Annotated in this window: 21 protein-coding genes and 1 other annotated feature; of the genes, 7 read left to right on the plus strand and 14 right to left on the minus strand. The window is 42.5% G+C overall.

Annotated features, from left to right (window positions below; all coding sequences use genetic code 11):
• Positions 1-6: 6 nt before the first annotated feature.
• From FTU44_RS13765 to nudC, 8 genes are all read right to left on the minus strand, one after another.
• Positions 7-1056 carry a cyclopropane-fatty-acyl-phospholipid synthase family protein gene (locus tag FTU44_RS13765; RefSeq protein ID WP_100535549.1) on the minus strand — a complete coding sequence of 350 codons (1050 nt, stop codon included), beginning with the start codon at positions 1054-1056 and terminating at the stop codon, positions 7-9.
• An 8-nt stretch (positions 1057-1064) separates the two neighbouring features.
• Entirely contained in the window at positions 1065-1844 is a 780-nt protein-coding gene (locus FTU44_RS13770) for a DUF1295 domain-containing protein (protein WP_180000478.1), read from the minus strand.
• 25 nt (positions 1845-1869) lie between these two features.
• Positions 1870-3066, minus strand: a complete 1197-nt coding sequence (locus FTU44_RS13775) for a cyclopropane-fatty-acyl-phospholipid synthase family protein (protein WP_180000476.1) — start codon at positions 3064-3066, stop codon at positions 1870-1872.
• Complete coding sequence (locus FTU44_RS13780; protein WP_180000474.1) at positions 3063-3857, minus strand: DUF1365 domain-containing protein; 795 nt, start codon at positions 3855-3857, stop codon at positions 3063-3065. Before FTU44_RS13780 ends, FTU44_RS13775 begins: the two co-directional genes overlap by 4 nt.
• Before the next feature lie 9 nt (positions 3858-3866).
• Positions 3867-5150, minus strand: a complete 1284-nt coding sequence (locus FTU44_RS13785; protein WP_180000472.1) for an NAD(P)/FAD-dependent oxidoreductase — start codon at positions 5148-5150, stop codon at positions 3867-3869.
• Positions 5147-6133: an acyl-CoA desaturase gene (locus tag FTU44_RS13790; protein ID WP_180000470.1), complete on the minus strand. Its 987-nt coding sequence runs from the start codon at positions 6131-6133 to the stop codon at positions 5147-5149. Before FTU44_RS13790 ends, FTU44_RS13785 begins: the two co-directional genes overlap by 4 nt.
• Before the next feature lie 130 nt (positions 6134-6263).
• Complete coding sequence (locus FTU44_RS13795; RefSeq protein WP_100535594.1) at positions 6264-6812, minus strand: lipocalin family protein; 549 nt, start codon at positions 6810-6812, stop codon at positions 6264-6266.
• A gap of 119 nt (positions 6813-6931) precedes the next feature.
• Positions 6932-7705 carry an NAD(+) diphosphatase gene (nudC, locus tag FTU44_RS13800; protein WP_180000466.1) on the minus strand — a complete coding sequence of 258 codons (774 nt, stop codon included), beginning with the start codon at positions 7703-7705 and terminating at the stop codon, positions 6932-6934.
• Between the two features lie 355 nt (positions 7706-8060).
• On the opposite strand from nudC, the gene FTU44_RS13805 reads away from it, so the two are divergent.
• Positions 8061-8213 carry a DUF2256 domain-containing protein gene (locus FTU44_RS13805; protein WP_100535555.1) on the plus strand — a complete coding sequence of 51 codons (153 nt, stop codon included), beginning with the start codon at positions 8061-8063 and terminating at the stop codon, positions 8211-8213.
• Here the strand turns inward: FTU44_RS13805 and FTU44_RS13810 are convergent.
• The 3 genes from FTU44_RS13810 to FTU44_RS13820 form a co-directional block, all read right to left on the minus strand.
• On the minus strand, positions 8210-8461 hold the full coding sequence (locus tag FTU44_RS13810; RefSeq protein WP_373683532.1) for a TIGR03643 family protein: 252 nt from the start codon (positions 8459-8461) through the stop codon (positions 8210-8212). The genes FTU44_RS13805 and FTU44_RS13810 overlap by 4 nt on opposite strands.
• 407 nt (positions 8462-8868) lie before the next feature.
• Positions 8869-10173, minus strand: coding sequence for an RNA-guided endonuclease TnpB family protein (locus FTU44_RS13815; protein ID WP_159138905.1), 1305 nt, complete (start codon positions 10171-10173; stop codon positions 8869-8871).
• 193 nt (positions 10174-10366) lie between these two features.
• Entirely contained in the window at positions 10367-11242 is an 876-nt protein-coding gene (locus FTU44_RS13820; protein WP_100535557.1) for a LysR substrate-binding domain-containing protein, read from the minus strand.
• 102 nt (positions 11243-11344) lie between these two features.
• Here FTU44_RS13820 and trpB point away from each other — a divergent pair, with 102 nt between their 5' ends.
• Positions 11345-12556 carry a tryptophan synthase subunit beta gene (gene trpB / locus FTU44_RS13825; protein WP_100535558.1) on the plus strand — a complete coding sequence of 404 codons (1212 nt, stop codon included), beginning with the start codon at positions 11345-11347 and terminating at the stop codon, positions 12554-12556.
• The gene (gene trpA, locus FTU44_RS13830) at positions 12553-13338 is read left to right on the plus strand and encodes a tryptophan synthase subunit alpha (protein WP_180000711.1); all 786 of its coding nucleotides are present in this window, start codon (positions 12553-12555) and stop codon (positions 13336-13338) included. Before trpB ends, trpA begins: the two co-directional genes overlap by 4 nt.
• 115 nt (positions 13339-13453) lie before the next feature.
• On the opposite strand, the gene FTU44_RS13835 is transcribed toward trpA, so the two are convergent.
• Entirely contained in the window at positions 13454-14974 is a 1521-nt protein-coding gene (locus tag FTU44_RS13835) for a catalase (protein WP_049590605.1), read from the minus strand.
• Positions 14975-15115: 141 nt separating this feature from the next.
• On the opposite strand from FTU44_RS13835, the gene FTU44_RS13840 reads away from it, so the two are divergent.
• The 3 genes from FTU44_RS13840 (at position 15116) to FTU44_RS13850 (ending at position 18062) form a co-directional block, all read left to right on the plus strand.
• Positions 15116-15880, plus strand: a complete 765-nt coding sequence (locus FTU44_RS13840; protein WP_100535561.1) for an AraC family transcriptional regulator — start codon at positions 15116-15118, stop codon at positions 15878-15880.
• A 191-nt stretch (positions 15881-16071) separates the two neighbouring features.
• On the plus strand, positions 16072-16983 hold the full coding sequence (locus tag FTU44_RS13845) for a LysR family transcriptional regulator (RefSeq protein ID WP_100535562.1): 912 nt from the start codon (positions 16072-16074) through the stop codon (positions 16981-16983).
• 86 nt (positions 16984-17069) lie between these two features.
• Entirely contained in the window at positions 17070-18062 is a 993-nt protein-coding gene (locus tag FTU44_RS13850) for a zinc-dependent alcohol dehydrogenase family protein (protein WP_159138988.1), read from the plus strand.
• Positions 18063-18430: 368 nt separating this feature from the next.
• Here the strand turns inward: FTU44_RS13850 and FTU44_RS13855 are convergent, their stop codons facing one another.
• Positions 18431-19633, minus strand: coding sequence for an integrase arm-type DNA-binding domain-containing protein (locus tag FTU44_RS13855; RefSeq protein WP_159138989.1), 1203 nt, complete (start codon positions 19631-19633; stop codon positions 18431-18433).
• Positions 19634-19992: 359 nt separating this feature from the next.
• A protein-coding gene (locus FTU44_RS13860; RefSeq protein ID WP_180051153.1) for an IS3 family transposase occupies positions 19993-21212 on the minus strand; the annotation gives its coding sequence in 2 pieces (ribosomal slippage) (positions 19993-20936 and positions 20936-21212; 1221 coding nt in all).
• Positions 20821-20937: a sequence feature (AL1L pseudoknot), on the minus strand. (Overlaps the previous gene by 117 nt.)
• Before the next feature lie 273 nt (positions 21213-21485).
• Here FTU44_RS13860 and FTU44_RS13865 point away from each other — a divergent pair.
• Positions 21486-22469 carry a putative oxygenase MesX gene (locus FTU44_RS13865; RefSeq protein WP_159138861.1) on the plus strand — a complete coding sequence of 328 codons (984 nt, stop codon included), beginning with the start codon at positions 21486-21488 and terminating at the stop codon, positions 22467-22469.
• Positions 22470-22472: the final 3 nt, after the last annotated feature.

Consider the following 22472-nt stretch of genomic DNA (forward strand, 5'->3'; position numbering starts at 1 on the left):
GTTCAATTATACGGCTTTCTTTTTAAACAGAAAGTGGCCGATCACCCACTCGCGTCCATGCTCATAACCGAACAATTCGGCACAGGCCATAAAGAAAATCCGCCAGCGTTGCCACCAGATGGCCGCATCTGCGCCATAGGTCTGCTGAAACAGGGGCTGCAGCTCGGCCTGCTTTTGGTCCATATTCTCCAGCCAGGCATTTGCCGTGCGTTCATACTGGGTACCGGCCCATTGCCAGTGCTGCTCCAGCTGCAAATGCTGCTGAAAATGCAGGAAAGTTGAGGCTGCCGGCATCAGGCCGCCACTAAAGAAATATTGCGACATCCAGTCAAATTCATTTTTGACTTCAAACGGATAATGCAGGAAACGGTGACAGAAAATATGGCACCAGAGCAAGCCATCAGCTTTGAGCCAGCTGCTGATATTTTCAAACAGTTTCTGGTAGTTGCGCACATGCTCAAACATTTCCACCGAAACCACACGGTCGAAAGCAGCCGATTCCAGTTGCAGTACATTGACATCGCAAGTGATCACCGTCAGGTTTTCCAGTTTTTTCAGACGGGCCTGTTCCTGAATATACTGACGCTGGGTCGAGGAGTTCGACACTACAGTGATGTGGGCTTTGGGATAATGCTCGGCCATATACAGACTGAGTGAGCCCCAGCCGCAACCAATTTCCAGAATATCCTGTCCATCCTGTAACTGTGCACGCTGACAATAGCTGGCCAATGCTGCTTCTTCGGCCTGATCCAGTGTGGTATGCGCCTGTTCAAACAGGCTGGCGCTGTACTTCAGCCGCTTGCCCAGCACCGCCTGGAAAAATGCGGTGGGCAGTTCATAGTGCTGTTCATTGGCTTTGTCGGTCTCGATGGCAATTTCGCTGTTTTTCAGCATATGCAGCACATCCATATAACGCTGTGCCGCCAGTGCCGGGTCAAAGCGCCCTTCCTGTGCCAAACGTTTTTTGCTTAAAGTGCGAATGCCTGCGCGAATCACCGGGTCGGGCACTTTGCCGCTTTCGATCAGTTTTAAAGATTTTTGAATCATAAAGTCCATGTATTTACCTACTCTTTGGGTGGCCACGGAATAAACATTGAAGTTCGTCGTTGATAGTCTTTATAGTTGTCGCCGCGATGTGCCAGCGCCTGTTGTTCACTAAACGGAATTCCGGTGATGTAGTACAGAAACAGCCACATCAGCAGCGGATAAACCCATAATCCATACACACCTGCTGCCAGACCGAGAACCGGATAGACAAACCAGTGCAACCATTCAAAAAAATAATTCGGATGACGTGAATATTTCCATAAGCCTTGGTCCAGGGTTTTGCCTTGGTTTTGTGGATTCAGTTTGAAACGGTAGAGTTGCTGGTCGGCTGTGCTTTCCCCGATCAGCGCCAACAGCATGATCATGCCTGCCACCAGCACTGTAGCCTGTGTCCAGTCATTCCACTGCTGGACCGGAATATTGAGCAATTCCAGCATCGGGTAGGAAAACAGTGCCACCAGCCCGGCCTGAAACATAAAAAAGGCCAGAAAACCGAGATGCTGATAACTGCCCATGGCACGGCGCATATTGGCATAGCGGGTATCTTCCCGGGTTTCATTGGCATAACGGCGCAGCAGATGCCAGGTTAAGCGTAAAAACCAGATGCCGCTAAATACACCCAGAAATACCCGAACCAGCAGCGGTGCAGTTTCCATGACCCAAGCCGCAATGATGACATTAAGCGCAATACTGAAACTCCAGGCCACATCCACCAGACCCGCTCTGCGGTTATAGGTCACCAGTACCCAGCTACACAGCATGATGAAGACATTCAGCAAAAATAAATCCAGCAGCATATCAGTCCTCCTGTTTTATCGTGGCCTAGTAAGCACTGGCTTCAAACAGCAGATGTACATCACTGATGACGCCTTCGCGGAAACCACCCTCGCAATAGCATAGATAAAAATCCCACATACGGATAAAGCGCTCATCGAAGCCGAGTTGCAGTACCTGTTCACGTTGTTCCAAGAAGCGCTGACGCCAGCAGTGCAAGGTTTGGGCGTAACTTTGGCCGATATCTTCAAGATGCTTGAGACGCAGTTTTTGCTCGGAAGCGGACTGGGTCATGATACTGATGCAGGGAATAAAACTTCCCGGGAAAATGTAACGCTTGATATAGTCCACGGTATTCAAGGCTCTGGCATAGCGGGCATCTTCAATAGTGATGGCCTGAATCATTGCCAAACCATTCGGTTTCAGCAATTCACGGCATTTGTTGAAATAGGTCGCTAAGTACTGCTCACCCACGGCCTCGATCATTTCTATCGAGACCAGCTTATCGTATTTGCCTTTCAACAGACGGTAGTCTTTCAGCTGGACATCCACGCGATGGGATAATCCCGCTGCCTCTATTCGCGCGACCGCTTCCTCATATTGTGCTTGGGAGATGGTAATGGTGGTGACTTTACAGCCATAATGCTGCGCGGCATAAATTGCAAAACCACCCCAACCGCTGCCAATTTCGACCAAATGATCCATTGGTTGCAACTGCAGTTTCTGGCAAATCAGTTCTTTTTTATAATCGGAGGCCTGTTCCAGACTCATGCCCGGCTCTTTGAATACCGCACTGGAATACATCATGCTGGAATCCAGGAACAGCTTGAAAAAGTCATTGCTCAAATCATAATGCTCGGCAATATTCTTACGGCTGCCATCAATCGAGTTTTTGCGGGATTTGTACCAAGTCTTTAGGAAGAATTGGCTGGCCTTTGCTAAAGTGTTCTGATTCATCCGGTCCAACACATCGCGATTGCGCGCCAGAATGCGAATCACATTGACCAAATCATCACTGCTCCAGTAGCCACGAATGAAACCTTCTGCAGCACCTAGTACACCATTGCGGAACAGTAGATCCATCAGGCGGCTATCATGCACCTGAATCACGGCATACAGATCACTGCTCTCTCCCACAATCCCGTTCCAGACGCCTTTAAAAATCAGCTGACCATGACGTAATTTCAGTAGATGGCGCAGTACCACCGGCAGTGTGCTTTCTTCTCCCATAAACAGTGTTTTCATAACAAGGTGTTTCCTTTTTCTTTGCGAGGATGCCGGTAAAATGGAATTTTTTTCTTCCATAAGCGAAAGGCATGCAGATAAATTCCACCGACCATCCTGAAGGGCTCAAGAACTTTCAGCACAGCATAGCGATGCTGTTGTGAAGGAACTGTGATGGCTTGCAACGAAAATTGCATGGTGGCATCAAATTGCAATATTCCCTGTTGGAACAGCTGCATATGAATCACATTGCTTTGATCGGAAAAGCTGAATCGCCAGCGGTAATCCAGCGCCATCGGCATGAAGGGCGATACATGAAAGGCCTTTTTGAAATCAAACTGGTGGCTCTGGTACGGCGTATGTTCGGTCACATTGTTCCGGCAGTCATGGATATAGACCTGACGTTCATTCCATGGCGTATTGGTAATTTCGCTGAGGATAAAGATCAGCTGGTCGGTGGCATCAAAGACCAGATAAAACACCACAGAATTAAAGCGAAATCCGAGTGTACGTGGCAAGGCCAGAACCCGGATGGACGCAGCATGCGCTAGCAGATAATTTTCCCGCTTGATCAGCAGACGTGCGACCTTCTGCCGAATCGAACCACATTCCATGGTCAGAAAATCACGTTCATCCAGGGTCAGGAAATTCCAGCGATTGCAAGACCAGAGCCAGGATTTTTCAGTAAAGCTTGAGAGCTGATCCGGATCAAACCATAGATAGGTTAGCTGGGTCTCAAAAGCATGGGCTTTGGGCAAGAAACGGCGATGCCGGATTTCGGCAGAGGCAATCGCCAGTGGATACATTTGCATCATATCCTCCTAGGCGGCCTGCTCGGCCTGTTTTAAGAGCTGATCGACCACCCATGCAGCGCTACGAGCACCATCTTCATGAAAGCCCCAGCCCCAGTAAGCGCCACAGTATGAAGTGCGGTTCTGGCTATTGATCTCGGCCCAGCGTTGTTGTGCTTCAATCGCTCGCGTATCAAATACCGGATGTCGGTAATGCCGTTCTACCCAGATTTTTTTCGGATCGAGGGTGAAATTAGGATTCAGAGTGGCAAAGACCTGAGTCTTGCATTGCAGGTTTTGCAACTGGTTCATCCAGTAACTGAAACCATAGTGCATACCACTGTGCTGGAAAGGTGTCTGTTCAGCTGCCTGACTCGGGGTCACATGCACATGCCAGCTGGCCCACTGACGTCTGGATCTGGGCATAATACGGGTGTCGGAATGCACCACCATGCGGTTAGCCTGATAGCGGAACTTGCCCAGCACGTCCAGCTCCTGCGCTGTCGGGTCTTTAAGTAGTTTCAGGCTGTCGTCAGCATGACTGGCAAAGATCACCCAGTCAAAACGTTCGCTGCCCTGTGTTGTTTCAATCAGTACATCATTGGCACTGCGTGAAACAAGCTGCACAGCGGTTTTGCGGAAAGTTATTTTTGATTGGGACTGAATCGCACGAATGTAGCGAGCCGATCCACCCTTGACCGTGAGCCATAACGGCCGGTCTTTCAATTGCAACATGCGATGATGCTGGAAAAAGCTCACCACAAATTTATAGGGAATCTGTCCGGCCTGTTCCACCGGACAGGACCACAGCGCTCCACACATCGGATAGAGATGCTCTTGACGAAAGGCATCGCTATAACCATGTTGATTTAAATACTCATCAATACTGAGTTGTGCATCGACCTGTTCCACATCCAGATCTTTATTGGCCGCATAGAAACGGAACAAATCCGACAACATCGCGCGAAAATCAGCATTAAAAAAATTTTGCGGTCGGAACAACAGCGAGAATTTTTTTGAAGGATTGTACTGTAAGCCACTGACCTGATTATTCACCGAAAAGCCCATGTCACTGCTTTGCGATTGAATCCCAAGTTCTTTTAGCATCGAGCAGAACAGCGGATAGTTATGCTCATTAAACACAATAAAGCCACTGTCCACCGCAACTTGTTCACCATCGATATTCAGTTGATGGGTATCGGTATGACCACCAAAGTAGTTATTCTTTTCAAAGACTGTGACTTCATGCACTTTGCTGAGTTTCCAGGCGGCATACAGACCGGAAATACCTGAACCAATAATCGCAATTTTCATGGTGATTCCTTCGATTGAATCGTGTGAGTGCCTGTCCGGGCAGCTTTTTTGTGTTTTCTGGACTGCGCAATTTTACTGACGTCATAGACCCGTGCCGGAATCGGCTTGAGGCCCCAGACCAGTCCGAGCCAGGACATGATTTTCAGCAAGTAATAGGTGACATCAATTTGCCACCAGTAAAAGCCTTGCCGGGTACTGCCTGCATAATAGTGGTGATTGTTATGCCAGCCTTCGCCCAAGGTAATGATGGACAGGAATAAGTTGTTGCGGCTGTGATCCTCCGTATCAAAATCACGGCTGCCGTAATGATGCGCCAGTGAGTTAATACACAAGGTGGCATGGATCAGTAACACGGTAGAGACCACAAATCCCCAGACCAGCAATTGCAGGCCGGACGTCCCGAGTTGAGGTAAAGCCGTGGCCAGCCACTCCCCTAGCGCATAAATCCCGCCGGCAGTCAGCAGCACCACGATTAAACTGAAACGGTCCAGCCAGATCAGCTCCGGATATTTCAGCCAGTCCTTGATGACTTCTTTACGCGTAGCAAAGTTATATTCATTCAGAAACCAGCCGACATGGCTATACCAAAAACCATGCGTGGAGGAATGCGGGTCTTGCAAGGTATCGGTATAGCGGTGGTGATAACGGTGATGCGCCGCCCACCATAGTGGACCACGCTGTGCACTCATGGTGCCCAGTAATACAAACAGGAACTGTACCGGGCGTGAGGTCTGAAAAGTCTTATGCGACAGATAGCGATGGAAAAAAGCTGTAATGGAGAACATTCGGATCAAGTAGAATACGAGCATAAAACCAAGCGCAAACCAGGATACCTCGACCCAGAATACCGCCAGGCAGGCCAGATGCAGCAGAATAAAGGGTAAAATCCGGACCCACTGAATCTTGCTGTTTTCAGCCGTCAGTGTTTCGGTTGGTGTCGATATAGACCAGCTATCTATCCATCGCATCAGACTTTTCAACATGGACTCATCCTATTTCGAGCAACTGTCTTTATTCCATTTGATGAGTCTAATCAGTCAGATATGAATTTTATGTGAAGTGAAAAAAAGCCGAACTGTAAGAGACTAAGCAGTTCGGCCAAAGGGTAGCAGATTAATGCGGTAATTTGATTAACTTTGTGATGTCGTAGCCATAGTGTCTCGCAGTCTCCAGATAGGACTGATAAGTTGCTTCGTCCAGTTGTGGTTCACGCGACAAAATCCACAGGTATTTGTTACTTGGTCCACCGACCAGTGCCACTTTATATTCTGGATCCACGCGTAATACCCAGTAATGACCTTTAGTAAACGGGATCCACCTTAAACCTGGAGGTAAAAAGCTGACCTTGAGTTTACTGTTGCCCTTATTTTGCGGATAAGCCACTCCTTCAGAGCTAATCATCTCACCATTGGCAATCCGACAACTATTTAACACACTCATGGTCTGATCGGCATTGACCTCATATTGTGCAGAGATATCCGATACACATTTACGCTGAAAATACATCGGTAAATGCGAAATTTCATACCACTTGCCTGCATACTGCTGGATATCCACCTGATCGACTGCCTGAGGCGCAACCGTTTCCGCTCGAGTCAGCATGCTTAAGCTCATGAGGGTCAGTGCCGTAACCGCAAAAACTGACTTGAATAGAGTATTCATTTTTAAGCCTTGAATGATTTCAGGACTAAGATAACCCAGGTGGATGTGAACAAAGCGTGAAGACAAAATCATGTGATCTAGCAGGCGTGCTGCTGAAAAGCCCTAGGCTATTTTCTAGGTTAAAGCCATTCTTTGCTGTCATCTGCTACAGGGGTATCATGCATCACATGCTGAATCATGGCATAAGCGATACTGCCCTTGAAGGGAATCTCAGGTAACTGATCAAACTTGAAAAATTGCACGTCGCTCAGTTCATCTTCCTGAATCTGAATCTCACCCGAGTGATACTCTGCCCTGAAGGCCATCATCAGGTTGCTGGGAAACGGCCACGGCTGGCTGGCCAGATATTGAATATTCTTGATCTGCAGGCCGACTTCTTCCTGCGTCTCACGGCGTACTGCCTCCTCCAAGGTTTCGCCGACTTCAACAAATCCAGCAATCAGGCTGTACATCTGGGTTTTATTGCGGGCATTTTTCGCCAGCAGAATTTCATCTATACCCCGGGTGATGATGGTAATCACGCAGGGATTCACCCGGGGATACTGGTTATAGCCACAAGATGGACAGACCATGGCATACTGGCTGGCGTGCTGCTGGGTGGCATGGCCACATTTGCTGCAAAAGCAGTGATTACGGCGCCACTCCAGTAACTGTACGGCACGGCTGGCCTGTTCAAACTGCGGCCTGCTCCAGACCTGCACCAGTTGCCGAATCGGGATCAGTTGATAACCCTCGGGTACTGGTTCATCTTCTTTTAGATCCCGTGCAATGACCTGGCCATTTTCCGACAGGTTCAGGTCGTGCTGCAGTCTTTCCACTTGCGGCAACTGGAAATGATCATCCACCAGCAATTGCTGCTGTCTAAAAATATATGCTTTTGAATGCATGCTCATGACAATCCCCGGATTAAAAAAAATCCCATACAGAGGGGTGTATGGGACAAAACTAAGGAAGCTTACATGGAGTAACTTCATGGAAGATACTAGGCGCAGGCTGCCTGAATTACAACTATAATAATTTGTATCTTTTTGATTAAAATCACATAATTTTCACATCGTTTATGAGTTAAGAAATCATTAAAAATAAGGCTTATAAAATGAGTAAGATTTTAGCTAGATAAATGAACTTGCGTTCACGTGAGGACGATTTCTAGTGATTTCTATCGGCAGCGGGATAAACTTAAAGTTGCGGAACAAATAATCCACCCATGCCCAACAGCTTCTTAGCCAGATAGATGAGTTATAAACCATGAAAAAACAGCATCTCCCTGAAAAAACCTGTATTCACTGCTTGCGCCTTTTTACTTGGCGCAAAAAATGGCAACGCTGCTGGGAGGAAGTCAGATACTGTTCTGAACGATGTAAACGTGAGTCCAAACGGCGTTCAAAACAAAGCGCTTAGAAACGTTTATACTGCCGCGCACAATAAGCCCGAATGACATCGGGGGAACGCAGTTGCAGATGTTTAGTTTTTCGGCCGGTGACTCGTTCACGCCACATTTTAAAACTTGATGCTTTCATATTTTTCCGCATCAAGCGAATCACTGCAGTTTCATTCAAGCCAAACTCACGCTGGATGGCTTCAAATGGGGTGCGATCTTCCCAGGCCATTTCAATGATCCTTGACAGATCTGCTCCCACATATTCAATTACTTGACGCACCACATACCTCTGTTTACTTTCATTTTTAAAATAAAAATTGAGCGATAAAATTTAACGCTATCTCTCTCTGTCTGGGTCAGATCAAGCTGACCAAACTCATCTTAAAAAAACGAAGATGAAGATTTTGTGATTTTTTGCGTGGATTGTATTTTGTTGCTGTCCTATCGGGCCTTCGATCTCAGCGTGTGGTCCAAATACCTGCTACCAAAGCCTATGCCTGGGATTGTTGTTAATGACATCGCCTAGATCAGACGGTATGCTGATGCTAAAAACACCTTGGGGAAATTGTGCTCGAAATTATTGCCCAGCTCTGCGGCGGTATTGGTCTATTCTTGTTGACATACTCCCACCACTTTCGCTTTACCTCAAGTGGGGGATTCTAAAAGCAAAAGCTCTTAGGCGACTTCCTCACGGATTTCGCTTGCTTTCTGCTTCGCAGGGCGACCTTTACCGCATCGACCCTCCACAGACAAAACGGTATGTCCTACCGCTAAAATGTTGCGAGAAGCGTTAATATCTGCATTCGCAACATATCCACACGAAACACACTCAAACTTTGCCTGAGTGAGCCTATTTTCCTTTGCAATGTGACCGCATGAGCTACAAGTCTGACTTGTATATCTAGGGTCAATTTTAACGAGTAAACCACCTCGCCATTGCTGTTTGTACCCCAACATGCCAACAAGCATTGACCAACCTTGATCTAGGATTGACTTGTTCAAGCCTGACTTGGCTTTCACATTCTTTCCTTTTTTCTCGATTGAGCCTTGTGCTGATTTCGACATATTGGCTACCTTTAAGTCCTCAACTACGATCATTGCGTGTTTTTTGCTGAGAGTTGTGGTGACTTTATGCAAGTAGTCATGCCGAATATTGGCAATATGATGGTGCAGTTTATTGATCTTTAAATTGAGCTTTTTCCAATTTTGGCTGAACTTGGTTTTCTTTCTCAACTTGCGTTGGAATTTGGCTATTTTTACCTGATTGGCTTTAAAACTATTGATCGGGTCGAATACCTGACCACTAGACGCTGTAATTAACTTTTTAACACCTAAATCAATGCCAATCGCTGATTTCGATGGATGGATTGGTGCGTCTATTGTGTTTTCAACACCAAAAGAGATATACCACTTACCAACATGCTTTGAGATTGTGACGTTCTTAATCTCGCCTAAAATATCTTGTGATTTTCTGAATTTCACAACGCCAATGTCATTAGGCAACTTAACCTGATTACCTTTAACCCAACAATATCTGCCAAATTGAACAATACGGATTGAATCATAACCATCAGATTTCTTTTTAAATCTTGGCATGAGTGGTCTAAGCTGAATTTCACTGCCATCGGTCAATTTAAAGAATTTTGGCTTCTTCGCTTTGAATGGTTTTTGCTTTAACTTGGCTTGTTCTTTTTTATCAAAAAATTTAGCCCAAGCATCACCAAGATCACGGACTTTTTGTTGAAGTGAAACGCCATTCGAGCTGTTTTCTAAAAAAGCACATTCAGGTTTTTTGCGTAATTCAGGAATTTTATTGACTAAATTAACTTTGTTGATTCGCTCATTTCTAGCAAGCATCTCAAATGATACAGCTAAAATTTGATTCCAAACAAAACGTGCAGAGCCAAGCAACTTGTTTAAAACAAGCTCCTGCTCTGCATTAGGCTCAAGCCTAAATTTGTACGCTTTGTTGATCTTCATTTCGCATTAAAGCTATTTAGATACAGAAACTTAATGAAAATTATTCTATCATATTGCACTGAAAAAACACCAAAAAAATTCGTGAAATTCACCTCCACCCTGACTGTCGGGTGGAGTCCTCTTTCACACTAAAGATAGGGTATTTTCACTTGAGAATAAGAAGCGATAGAAATGGCTTTTGATTGGGATCCTCTCAACATTGGGTCTGTAACCAATTTACAATATTGATAATCTCTTGATTTGAATTATTTTTCCTAACGATTGCATAGAAGTCAAAGTTGCAATAGGTAAATTCAAACGGCGCAATAATTCTGCCACTTAATATTTCCTTTTCTACCAAAATCTGGGGCGCTATAGCAATCCCCAATCCTGAAACAGCCGCCTCTATCATTAAATTGAGACGATCAAAATATCGATCATTCGATTTAGTCTCAAGGTTTAGATGGGATCGTTCAAACCAGATCTGCCAGGCATTCTTATTGGAATAAGTGTGAAGTAATGGGTGCTCAAAAAGATCATGAATACTAGTGAGAGCATAGCTTTCACCTTTACAAACTGGTCCCATGTTGTCCGGAAATAAAAGAAATTTATCCAAAAACTTAGGCAGCATTTCATCTACATTCAAACTATTGATAAAAATATCAATTTTTTCTTTTTCCAGTAGCTTTAGGTCGTTACAGGTCATCAATTTAATAGAGATATTAGGATAAAGGCTCTCTAGTTTTTCCAGTCGTGGAATTAACCAGTTCGCCATAAAGCTATGAGAGGCACCGATTACGATTTCTACTTCTGACGCTTTGTGAGTTAATTCAAATACACATTCTTCCAGCTCATTGAAGAAGTGAGTACAAAGACGGGATAAGTCTTCTGCATCCTGAGTGAGAGTAATCGTTGATGAATGCCGAATAAATAATTTTTTATCCAACCATTCTTCGAGCTGTTTGATTTGATGGCTGATTGCACTATGAGTGACACACAGTTCTTCCGCAGCCAAGCTGAAGCTTTGATGTCTAGCGACCGCTTCAAATGCTTTAAGTGAATTTAAGGGCGGTAAGGTTCTACGTTTCATGCTGTAAATTTTTCTAACATCATAAATCAAAAATATATCAATTATCAGGAAAATGGAAATCTTTTAAGATCCAATCAATGTTGAAATTTTAAGAGAAAGACAATGACAACTCCTTATATCGGTCAGGGTCCTGATCAAGGTGGTTTTTTCGGTAAATTTGGTGGCTGCTATATGCCTGAAAGCCTGATGCCAGCTCTACAAGATTTAGAACAAGCCTTTAATACCATACGGAATCAACCTGAATTTTGGGCTGAATATCGACAGATTTTAACCGACTTCGTGGGTCGCCCTAGCCCGCTATTCTATGCAAAAAATCTAACTTCCTACGCAGGGGGAGCCAAAATATATCTCAAGCGAGAAGATTTGAACCATACCGGCGCCCATAAGATCAATAACTGTGTGGGGCAAATATTATTGGCTAAATTCATGGGTAAAACCAGAATCATTGCTGAAACAGGTGCAGGACAGCATGGTGTTGCCACAGCAATCGTCTGTGCACTCTTTAAGATGAAATGCACGATCTATATGGGTAAAACAGATATTCAACGTCAGCAACCGAATGTTGAACGTATGAAATTACTTGGTGCTGAAGTACAAGGCGTAAAAAAAGGCCGTGGAACCCTGAAAGATGCTATGAATGAAGCCTTACGTGACTGGATCAGTCATGTCGACACGACTTACTATCTGCTAGGAACTGGTGCTGGCCCGCATCCCTACCCGACTATTGTGAGAGAGTTCCAGAAAATTATTGGCATCGAAGCCAGAAACCAGATTCTTCTTAAAGAAAATAAACTCCCAGATGCTTTGGTTGCTTGTGTCGGTGGGGGTTCCAATGCATTAGGACTCATGCACCCCTTTCTAGAGGATACCAATGTCAAAATGTTTGGAATTGAAGCTGGCGGGAAAGGCACTGATAGTCATGAACATGCTGCCTCGATTTCCAAAGGTCGAGTCGGCGTCTTGCATGGTAATTTGACTTACTTACTGCAAGATTCAGACGGGCAAATTCTAGAGGGACATTCCATATCCGCAGGACTGGATTACCCTGGGGTTGGCCCTGAGCATTGCATCCTGTTTGAAACAAGCCGCGTGACTTATGCAGCAGTCAAAGATGAAGAGGCTGTACATGCCTTTCAACTACTGAGCCAGCAAGAGGGCATTATCCCAGCGCTGGAAAGTTCTCATGCTATTGCCTATGCCATCAAACTTGCGAAAGAAATGCATCCGGAACAGACAATTATCATCAATTTAAGCGGTCGAGGTGACAAAGACTTAGACACAGTCAAAAAGTATCTTGCAGGAGCACGCGCATGAACCGTTTAGATCAAAAACTAATGCAATTAAAACAGGAAAATCGCAGTGGTTTAGTCTGTTATTTTACTGCCGGAGATCCTGATTTTAATGAAAGTTATCGTCTATTTAGTCAATTGGGTCAAGCTGGAGCTGATATCATCGAAGTGGGCATCCCATTTTCTGATCCTGTGGCCGATGGAGAGACCATCCAGGCTGCTCATGTTAGAGCACTCGCTTCTGGTCAGACCGTGCATCGAACCATTGAGCTCGTGAAAGCTATCCGTTTACAGGATGAAACCACCCCGATTATTTTAATGACCTATTTAAACCCGATCATACAATATGGTTTCGAGAAGCTGGTTGCGGATACCGAAAATTTGATTGAGGGGATTCTGATCCTAGATGCCCCTTATGAATATCGGGAAAAATTTAAACAGATATTAAATGAAAAAAATATGCATTTAATTGCAATGAGCGCACCCACTACTCCAGTTGAGCGATTGAAACAAATCTCAGCCAGTGCGACAGGATTTTTATATCATGTTGCGGAAAATGGTCTCACCGGCGGTACTTTAAATCTGACCAATCTTGAAAAAAAGATTGCTGAAATCAAACCAATTTTTAATATCCCGATTGCTATTGGCTTTGGGATTAAAGATGAAAGTCATGTGAAAGCCTTAGCCAATAAAGTTGATCTGGTGGTGATCGGTTCGGCACTGGTGGATACCTTTTTTAAGCAAGGTGTAGACGCCACATTAGAAAAAGTTAAAATTTTTTCACAAATTCTGAAAGAGAAATCTTAGTTTTTCTTTATGATCCTTAATAGAGAATTTATGGCATAAGGTTTTCACCTTCTTATGCTATATTCCATAGTTTACCTCCTCTCCCCCTTAAAAGAGGAAGAGAAAGTAAAATAAATTAAAGAAAGCTTGGCAAACCTTTAGCAGGATCTGTTTCACGTGCCGCTTGAGCATCTGCTACAGTCATACCTAAGGCCTTAGCAACGCCTTGCCCATAAGCTGGATCGCAAGCATAACAGTTGCGGATATGACGGTATTTGATGAAATCTAGCGCATCACCCATCGCTGCGGCCGTGTTATTAAACAGGGCCTGTTTCTGCTCATCATTCATCAAATTGAACAGGGCACGTGGCTGGCTGAAGTAATCATTGTCATCTTCACGGAAGTCCCAGAAATCAGCATCACCGGTAATCTTTAATGCTGGTTCTTTAAACTGAGGTTGTTCCTGCCACTGGTTAAAACTGTTCGGTTCATAATGTGGCAATGAACCATAGTTGCCATCCATGCGGCCCTGACCATCACGACGATTAGAGTTTACAGGGCAGCGTGCAGCATTGACCGGAACCTGTGAATGATTTACACCAACACGGTAACGCGCTGCGTCGGCATAATTCACTAAACGTGCCTGTAACATACGGTCCGGTGAGTAGCTGATGCCCGGTACAAGATTACTAGGTGCAAAGGCTGCCTGTTCTACATCCTGGAAATAGTTTTCCGGATTGCGGTTCAGCTCAAATTCACCGACTTCAATCAGTGGATAATCGCCCTTCGGCCAGACTTTGGTCAGGTCAAATGGATGATAAGGCACTGTTTCGGCTTCCAGTTCTGGCATGACTTGAACGTACATTTTCCATTTTGGATAGTCGCCACGTTCGATGGCATCAAACAGGTCGGTCTGGCTGCTTTCACGGTCTTTGGCAATCAAGTCTGCTGCTTCAGCATCGGTCAGGTTCTGGATGCCTTGCTGGGTACGCATATGGAATTTCACCCAGAAGCGTTCATTTTGGGCATTGATAAAACTGAAGGTATGGCTGCCAAAACCATGCATATGACGGTAGCCAGCAGGAATACCGCGATCCGACATGACAATGGTCACCTGATGCAAGGCTTCAGGCAATAATGTCCAGAAATCCCAGTTATTGGTGGCACTGCGCTTGTTGGTTTTCGGGTCACGTTTGACTGCTTTATTCAGGTCAGGGAACTTGCGGGCATCCCGCAGGAAAAATACCGGAGTATTGTTGCCAACTAGATCCCAGTTGCCTTCTTCAGTATAGAATTTCAGGGCAAAACCGCGAATATCACGTTCTGCATCGGCCGCACCACGTTCACCCGCCACCGTTGAGAAACGCGCAAACATTTCGGTTTTTTTGCCGACTTCAGAGAAAATTTTAGCGCGGCTATATTGGGTAATATCATTGGTCACGGTAAAGGTACCGAAAGCACCTGAACCTTTGGCATGCATACGACGCTCTGGAATCACTTCACGGACAAAGTTGGCCAGTTTTTCATTCAGCCATAAATCCTGGGCAAGTAAAGGTCCACGCGCACCTGCCGTCATACTGTTCTGATTGTCGACCACAGGGGCACCAGCTTCAGTAGTCAGGTGGGTAACAGGACATTTTTTAGGGTCTTGACTCATACTATTAACTCCCGTTTCTTTTCATTTAAATTGCCGAGAGAAACTTAAGATCTCCATATTCTAGTTTACGATTAACTAGCGTATTAAAATATTAAACTAAAGAGTGTCTACAAAATCGGTGGCTATTCAGTACATGGTGCCATGGGATTCTTGGTCAACAGTAGCCCAAATTTATTGATAGCACTGAAAGCATTTCAGGAATTTATTCCCACCCGTATCAGCTTTGCACGTTTAAATCTTGAATACACCGAACATTCAGTCAATATATCACTGTATTTTGATTTTCAACTGTCTGAACAGGTGCATCGTCTATTGGCTGAAACCTGTGCCGTGATTTTATTTGAGTGTGCTGAATTTATTGTTGGACGCCCTCTCCATGACGCTCAAATCTGTTTTGCGCACGCAGAACCCGACTATCACCAAGCCTATGCGCAGTATTTATCGGGCGCTTATTCTTTTTCCGCACCTGCAATCAAAGCCACCTTTCCTTTCAGTCTATGTCACATTCCGAATGCCTCGGCCAATCAAGACAGTTATTTACTCGCGATGCAACAATGCGAAAGCATGCTACAGCAGCTCAAACCGGGCAAGCAAAGCTATGTGTATATGATAAAAAAAATGATGCTGTCGAGTTCGCTACATGAACTGAGTGAAGACCAAATTGCAGCGGCATTGTTTATGAGTAAACGGACATTGGCACGTCAACTTGCCGCAGATGGCACAAGCTTTAGGGAGATTCGAGATGCAATTTTGTCGGAGCAAGCACGTCGTTATTTAACAGACAGTACTTTATCTGTCGATGCGATTGCAACGCTATTAAACTATCATGACAGTTCTAACTTTAGACGCGCATTTAAGCGTTGGTTTAACGTTACACCGAGCCAATATCGTAATCAATATAGTTAAACTTTGGGTAAAGTTCATTGCATAAGCAGGTGAAATATTTTTTATCATTCAAAATTGACCTGATTGAAGATTAATTTTTTTCTGTATTCATGACCATCCCTGATCGGACGGCTAAACATCATGTCGTTCGAATAAGACCTTTAAATCAGCCATTTGTTATAATTTCGATATTCAATGAATGGCAAAATTAAATGGATCATTTGCAGAAGTTACAGATATATGTGCGTGTGGTTGAAACCCAAAGCTTTACTCACACTGCTGAGACATTGGGTGTGCATCGTCCACTGATTTCCAAAGCCATCAAACAGCTTGAACATGAATTGGGGGTGAGATTACTCAATAGAACCACCCGTAAAGTCAGCATGACTTTAGAAGGTGAAGCTTTCTATCACAAAGCATTGCAACTCCTTAAAGACTTCGATGCTATTTTTAATAGCTTTCAGCCAAATCTACAGACTCAAAATATATCGGGTAAACTGCGCATCAACGTACCCATCACCATTGCCAAAGCCATTCTGATTCCTCATTTGGCAGAGTTTAAACAACAATATCCAAATATCGAGTTGATTCTAGAATCCTCTGATTCCTTAGTGGATCTCATTGATCAAGGTGTCGATTTTGCAATTCGACTCGGCTACTTAGATGACTCAACCCTCATTGCAAAATCACTTGGACAAGTTGAAATGATCACTTGTGCTGCCCCTTCTTATTTAAAAAAATATGGCACACCGCATACCTTAGATGATCTAAAACACCATCAAGCCATCAATTATTTTAGCGGTAAACAACGTAAGGTTATGAATTGGCAATTTATTGTGAATCAGAAACTTGAAGAATATAAATTGGATTCAAGTATTTTAGTCAATGATTCAGAATCATTTTTAAGCGCAGCCTTACATGGTTTGGGCTTAATTCAAGGGGTTCGTCATGCAATACAGCCCTATCTCGAGAATGGCCAACTCATTGAAGTGTTATCAACTTATCAAAATATGCCTAAACCTATTTCTTTGCTCTACACTCACCGTGAACATTTACCTGCACGTATGCAAGTCTTTATAGATTGGATTGAAAGGATATTTGCAAGAGATTGTGATAAAAAATAGAACCAATCTATAAATAGATTGTTTATTTATCTGATCTGTTTGAACCACTATGCTAATTCCATCTGTTAAACATATGGAAAAGAAACATGTCTAAAACTGTGGTGATGCGTGCTATCGGTGGTGCTGAGGTCCTACAAATTGAAGATCTAGAAATTCCTGCTCCCAAAGCACGTGAAGTACAAATGGCAGTCCATGCGATCGGCTTAAATCGGGCTGAAATCATGTACCGTACCGGTAATTATGTGATTGAACCCACTTTTCCTTCTGTACTTGGCTATGAAGCCGCAGGTATCGTTACAGCGATTGGCGAAGGTGTTTCAGAGTTTAGTATTGGCGATGCAGTGAGTGTCATTCCATCTTTTGGTTTTGATGAATATGGTACATACGCAGAACTCATCAATCTGCCAGTCCATGCTGTTGTAAAACATCCTAAAGATTTGACATTCCAACAAGCGGCTGCAAGCTGGATGATGTTTGTGACGGCTTATGGTGCATTAGTACATTTTGGCAACTTACAGAAAGACCAATATGTTGTTATTGGTGCTGCATCTAGCAGTGTTGGCGTGGCAGCAATTCAAATTACTAATATGTTAGGCGCTACCCCAATCGCATTAACTCGTACTAGTGCTAAAAAGCAGCAACTGATAGATCTAGGGGCTAAATATGTGATCGCTACTGAGGAGCAAGATTTAGTAAATGAATTGAATCGTATTACCAATCACCAGGGGGTAAATATGGTGTTTGATCCTGTAGGTGGTCCAGCTGTAGGTAAAATCATGCAAGCTATGGCTAAACAAGGCACATTCTTCCAATATGGTGCGCTTGATACACGTGATATCCAAATGAGTGTTATGGATGTTTTAGGCAAACATTTAACATTACGTGGTTATGAGCTCTTTGAAATTACCACTGATTCCAATGCGCTAGAACAGGCAAAACAATTTGTTTATCGTGGTTTGGAGTCAGGTCAGTTATCACCTTTAATTGACCAAGTCTTTAATTTTGAGAATATCCAAGAAGCTCATAAATACATGGAAACAAATGCCCAAATCGGCAAGATCGTAGTTAACGTTCAGTAATTTAGATGCCCTATACTGCCATCTATAGGGCATTTTAGTTCCAATACAATATTTTTGGTTAGCCGAGTTTCATCATAGATCTGACCACACTCGATGCCGTGATCGGGTTATTTAATGCTGTTTTACTAGAGCATTAAATAACTCAAATCACGGATAATTAGTTTCAGCGGGCATTTACTTTACTAGTTTTCTGTCAATAGATCATGGTTAATATATTAAAAAACTAAGGCTCTTATAAATCGTATAAAATAAATAATACAGAATATAAGTAGTTTACTTTACAATATTTCAGTCTTAATAATGCTTGAATCTAATTTTATATATTTACTAATATATTCTAATTAAAACTTGGATTTCATAACCATTAACTATACAGTACAACTATCAATAAAATCTCCCCACCATTGCATCATTTCCACGCGCTGATTGAAATATTCTGCATGATTATAACTTGCACGGGTTTTATTTTTATCAGTATGAGATAGTTGTGCTTCAATCCAATTTGATTGAAATAAACCAGATTCATTTAATATGGTACTAAATGTTGAGCGTAAACCATGAGATGATAGTTCATTTTTAGTATATCCCATTTTTCTAATAATCAAGTTCAGGGTATTAAAATGAATAGGTTTATGATTATTACGGGGGCTAGAAAATACATATTTTTCGCCATGAGACCAAGCGAGTGCTGATTTCACAACTTCAAGTGCTTGATCAGATAGTGGAACTAAAAAGTCAGGAATATCATGACCTAAAATAACTTTTCTTCTATATTGTTTAATATGTAAGGCCGGTATTTTCCATATTCTTTTATCCAGATCGAAGTGATGTGGTTCAGAAAGCAGTAATTCTCCACCACGTACGCCTGTATATAACTTAAATAATAGGGCTTTTTTAATGATAGGATCTGTATTAATCTGATTCAATCTAGCTAAGAAATTAGATAGTTCATCTGAGTTCAAATGAGGATAATTTTTCTTAATCTTATTATTAACTAATATTTTATGAAGCCCATTTGCAATATTATATTCACAATACCCCATTGCTACAGCATAATCATAAATCTGATTTAAATAACTGTAAGCTTTCTTTACAGGTTCTTTTACATTTCTAGATTCTATATTTTTAATAACCTTAACCAGATCATATCTTTTAACTTCAATAAATGGCGTTAGTCCAATATTTGGATAAATATCCTGATCTAAACATTTTTTTGCAAGCTGAATTACACCGCATCGTGGTTCATCTTCAAAGGAATTTTTAATTTTAAATTCTAACCACTCTTCACAAATATCCTGAAAAGTTTTGATGTCTTTTTTATGCAGCAGTTTATTTTGATAATCATTAAATTTATATTCATCCCGGACTGATCTGGCCTCTTTCAAGGACATTACAGGATATTCGCCCAACTTCATGCGAGGACGTTTATTTGTCCCTACAAGTGAATAGCGGTAACTCCAAGATTTACGTCCATTTGGTTCTATCTTTAAACTTAAGCCGTCATCATCTGCCAGAAAATAGACTTTTTCCTTTGGTTTAGCCTGGCGTACCTTAATTTCCGTAAGACTCATGAATATTTAACCTAACCACAAATGACACTGCGCAATTCAATTATAGCAAATTTAAGCAATTTTCATATGATGCGTATCATACGCATCACATATTTCTATAAGTAATTGTTAAATAAAATTTATATTTAGATTGGCTAGTCCTTAGTAACCAATTAATTAACCATTAATTTTGCAAGTCTTAAATTGGCATTTGAAGTGTAACCCCATGTTATGACTATTCACATTTCTGCTCTATGATTCATGGTTACTTATTAGTTATGTTATTATGTCAGGAGCGATACAAGAATTAGGGTAACCTTATGGAAATAGCGAATACGAAATGAACCGTACCGGGTTTGTCGGAGACTTTTTTATTTAAGTTAGGCCACCTGACCTAACGGGTTAATCTTATCATAGTACATTGCTTCAAACTCAAAAGGCGACTTGTAACCCAGTGCACTGTGTACACGCTTTTTATTGAACCAATCTACCCAGTTTAGTGTCGCAAGTTGTACATCTGCTAAACCTTGCCAATCTGCTTTTAAATATTCAATCACCTCTGTTTTGTATAAGCCATTCACCGTTTCAGCCAAAGCATTATCGTATGAATCACCAGTTGTACCGACTGATGCTCGTAAATTTGCTGCTTCTAAACGATTGGTATAGCGAATCGAAAGATATTGCACACCCCTGTCGGAATGATGAATCACATTCTTTGGCATGCCTCGATCGTGCAATGCTTGCTCCAATGCATCGAGCACCATATCTGTATTCATCCGTGTAGATACTTTCCATCCAACAATTGCTCGTGAGAACACATCAATAATAAAGGCGGTATAGACCCAGCCTGAATGAGTTTGAATATACGTAAAGTCACTGACCCATAATTGGTCAGGTCGATCAGCACTAAAATTACGTTTCACTAAATCATCTGCTCGTTTTTGATCATCTCGGTTGCGGGTAGTGTGTTTGTTCTTACCACGCCAAACACCTTGTATATCTAGCTTCTGCATCAATCGAGCAACTGTACAACGTGCAATAACATAGCCTTCACGTTTCAATTTTTGCCAAACTTTACGTACACCATATCGACCTAAACTTTCCTTCCAAATTCGTTTAATTTGTTCAGCATGATGCTCATCATGTAGATCTCGTTTCGCTCGATGTTCTGGATTTACTGTGAGATCTAAAGTCCGGTAATAGGTTGAAGCTGCGATCGGTAAAATCCTACAAATCGCATCAACACCATATCGATCTTTATTGTTATGGATAAAATCCACCATTATTTGTATGGGCGGTCGAGCTCCGCCTGGGCGAAAAAAGCGGCTGCTTTACGTAGAATTTCATTGGCACGCTTTAATTCTTTAATTTCACGTTCCATTTGCTTCATTTTTTCTTGATCAGATATCTGTTGTACTTTAATAGGATTTTGCTGATCTAAATGCTTTTGATGCCAGGCACGAAGTGTTTCAGGAGTACAACCAATCTTAGGCGCAATTGCTGTGATTGCAGCCCAAGTAGAAGGATAATCTTTTTCAGATTCAATTAGTAATTGAACCGCTCTTTCTCTGATTTCAGGGGTATATTTTAATTTTGTCATCGGAATAGTCTCTCAGAATATTGAGTCTCCGACAAACCCGGTACGGTTCTATCTTTGGTAGAGTTGCAAAAAACATTACCAATTTCAGATAAAGATTTTAGATAGCCGCTTAGCTTACTGAATAACTAAAAATCCTCAGCATCTTTAATTTATTAAGATGAGTATTTCTCATCTTAAGCTGAATTTATATCGTTTTACTCACTTTCTTATTCACGTTTAAATATAGCCATTCAGAAATTTAACTTTTTATAAAATTTTTAGGTGGCAATCTCCATGAGTACAGCATTTGAGTGTTCAATTAAACGTATCCGTTTTGATGAGAATTATACACCAGCAGAAAACACACGTTTAACCACAAACTTTGCCAATTTGGCACGTGGGGAAAGCCGTGAAGAAAACTTGCGTCGTACCCTTGCGATGATCAACAACCGTTTTAATAGCTTGGCAACCGTTGATAACCCGAAAGGTGATCGCTATTCACTTGAGATTGACATTATTTCTGCGGAAATTGATATTGAAGGTAATGGTCAAACTTTCCCATTTATTGAAACACTTAAAAGTGTTGTGATTGACCATCAAACAGGTGAGCGTATTGAAGGCATGATCGGCAATAGCTTCTCATCTTATGTGCGTGATTACGACTTCAGCGTGGTATTGCCACAATTGGGTTGTGGTGTAGGTGAAAAACCTGAAGATTTTGGCAATCTACATGGCAAGCTTTATCAACATTTAGTCAATTCAGATGTATTTAAAGCAGAATTTAAAAAACAACCTGTCATTTGCTTAAGCGTTTCAACCTCTAAAACGTATTTCCGTACAGCCAACGTACATCCTATTTTGGGTGTGGAATACAAAAATGATGAATATTCACGTACCGATGAATATTTTGCCAAAATGGGTTTACGTGTACGCTACTTTAAACCAGAAGGTGGTAATGCACCATTAGCATTCTATTTCGCTGGCGATTTAGTCCGTGATTATACTGATTTTGAATTGATCAGTGCTATTGCGACCATGGAAAGTTTCCAACGGATCTATCGTCCTGAAATTTACAACACCAACTCTCCTGCAGGTGTGGTGTATCAACCAAGTCTAAGCTATGGCGATTATTCACTTACACGTGTGGTCTATGACCGTGTGGAACGTGGTGAGCTTGCAGTTAAACAAGGTAAATGGACGGAAGAAAACTTCATTAAGCCTTATCAAGACATTTTAAATGAATGGGCTGCAAATTTCGAAGTCGAAACAGCTGCTTAATCC

Source organism: Acinetobacter sp. YH12105 (assembly GCF_013419095.1).
Classification (GTDB): Bacteria; Pseudomonadota; Gammaproteobacteria; order Pseudomonadales; family Moraxellaceae; genus Acinetobacter; species Acinetobacter pseudolwoffii.

What these genes read in the sequence shown, in the direction of transcription:
- FTU44_RS13765 (WP_100535549.1), bottom strand. Translation starts at nt 1,056, where the DNA reads ATGGACTTTATGATTCAAAAATCTTTAAAACTGATCGAAAGCGGCAAA.
- FTU44_RS13770 (WP_180000478.1), bottom strand. Translation starts at nt 1,844, where the DNA reads ATGCTGCTGGATTTATTTTTGCTGAATGTCTTCATCATGCTGTGTAGC.
- FTU44_RS13775 (WP_180000476.1), bottom strand. Translation starts at nt 3,066, where the DNA reads ATGAAAACACTGTTTATGGGAGAAGAAAGCACACTGCCGGTGGTACTG.
- FTU44_RS13780 (WP_180000474.1), bottom strand. Translation starts at nt 3,857, where the DNA reads ATGCAAATGTATCCACTGGCGATTGCCTCTGCCGAAATCCGGCATCGC.
- FTU44_RS13785 (WP_180000472.1), bottom strand. Translation starts at nt 5,150, where the DNA reads ATGAAAATTGCGATTATTGGTTCAGGTATTTCCGGTCTGTATGCCGCC.
- FTU44_RS13790 (WP_180000470.1), bottom strand. Translation starts at nt 6,133, where the DNA reads ATGTTGAAAAGTCTGATGCGATGGATAGATAGCTGGTCTATATCGACA.
- FTU44_RS13795 (WP_100535594.1), bottom strand. Translation starts at nt 6,812, where the DNA reads ATGAATACTCTATTCAAGTCAGTTTTTGCGGTTACGGCACTGACCCTC.
- nudC (WP_180000466.1), bottom strand. Translation starts at nt 7,705, where the DNA reads ATGAGCATGCATTCAAAAGCATATATTTTTAGACAGCAGCAATTGCTG.
- FTU44_RS13805 (WP_100535555.1), top strand. Translation starts at nt 8,061, where the DNA reads ATGAAAAAACAGCATCTCCCTGAAAAAACCTGTATTCACTGCTTGCGC.
- FTU44_RS13815 (WP_159138905.1), bottom strand. Translation starts at nt 10,173, where the DNA reads ATGAAGATCAACAAAGCGTACAAATTTAGGCTTGAGCCTAATGCAGAG.
- FTU44_RS13820 (WP_100535557.1), bottom strand. Translation starts at nt 11,242, where the DNA reads ATGAAACGTAGAACCTTACCGCCCTTAAATTCACTTAAAGCATTTGAA.
- trpB (WP_100535558.1), top strand. Translation starts at nt 11,345, where the DNA reads ATGACAACTCCTTATATCGGTCAGGGTCCTGATCAAGGTGGTTTTTTC.
- trpA (WP_180000711.1), top strand. Translation starts at nt 12,553, where the DNA reads ATGAACCGTTTAGATCAAAAACTAATGCAATTAAAACAGGAAAATCGC.
- FTU44_RS13835 (WP_049590605.1), bottom strand. Translation starts at nt 14,974, where the DNA reads ATGAGTCAAGACCCTAAAAAATGTCCTGTTACCCACCTGACTACTGAA.
- FTU44_RS13840 (WP_100535561.1), top strand. Translation starts at nt 15,116, where the DNA reads ATGGGATTCTTGGTCAACAGTAGCCCAAATTTATTGATAGCACTGAAA.
- FTU44_RS13845 (WP_100535562.1), top strand. Translation starts at nt 16,072, where the DNA reads ATGGATCATTTGCAGAAGTTACAGATATATGTGCGTGTGGTTGAAACC.
- FTU44_RS13850 (WP_159138988.1), top strand. Translation starts at nt 17,070, where the DNA reads ATGTCTAAAACTGTGGTGATGCGTGCTATCGGTGGTGCTGAGGTCCTA.
- FTU44_RS13855 (WP_159138989.1), bottom strand. Translation starts at nt 19,633, where the DNA reads ATGAGTCTTACGGAAATTAAGGTACGCCAGGCTAAACCAAAGGAAAAA.
- FTU44_RS13865 (WP_159138861.1), top strand. Translation starts at nt 21,486, where the DNA reads ATGAGTACAGCATTTGAGTGTTCAATTAAACGTATCCGTTTTGATGAG.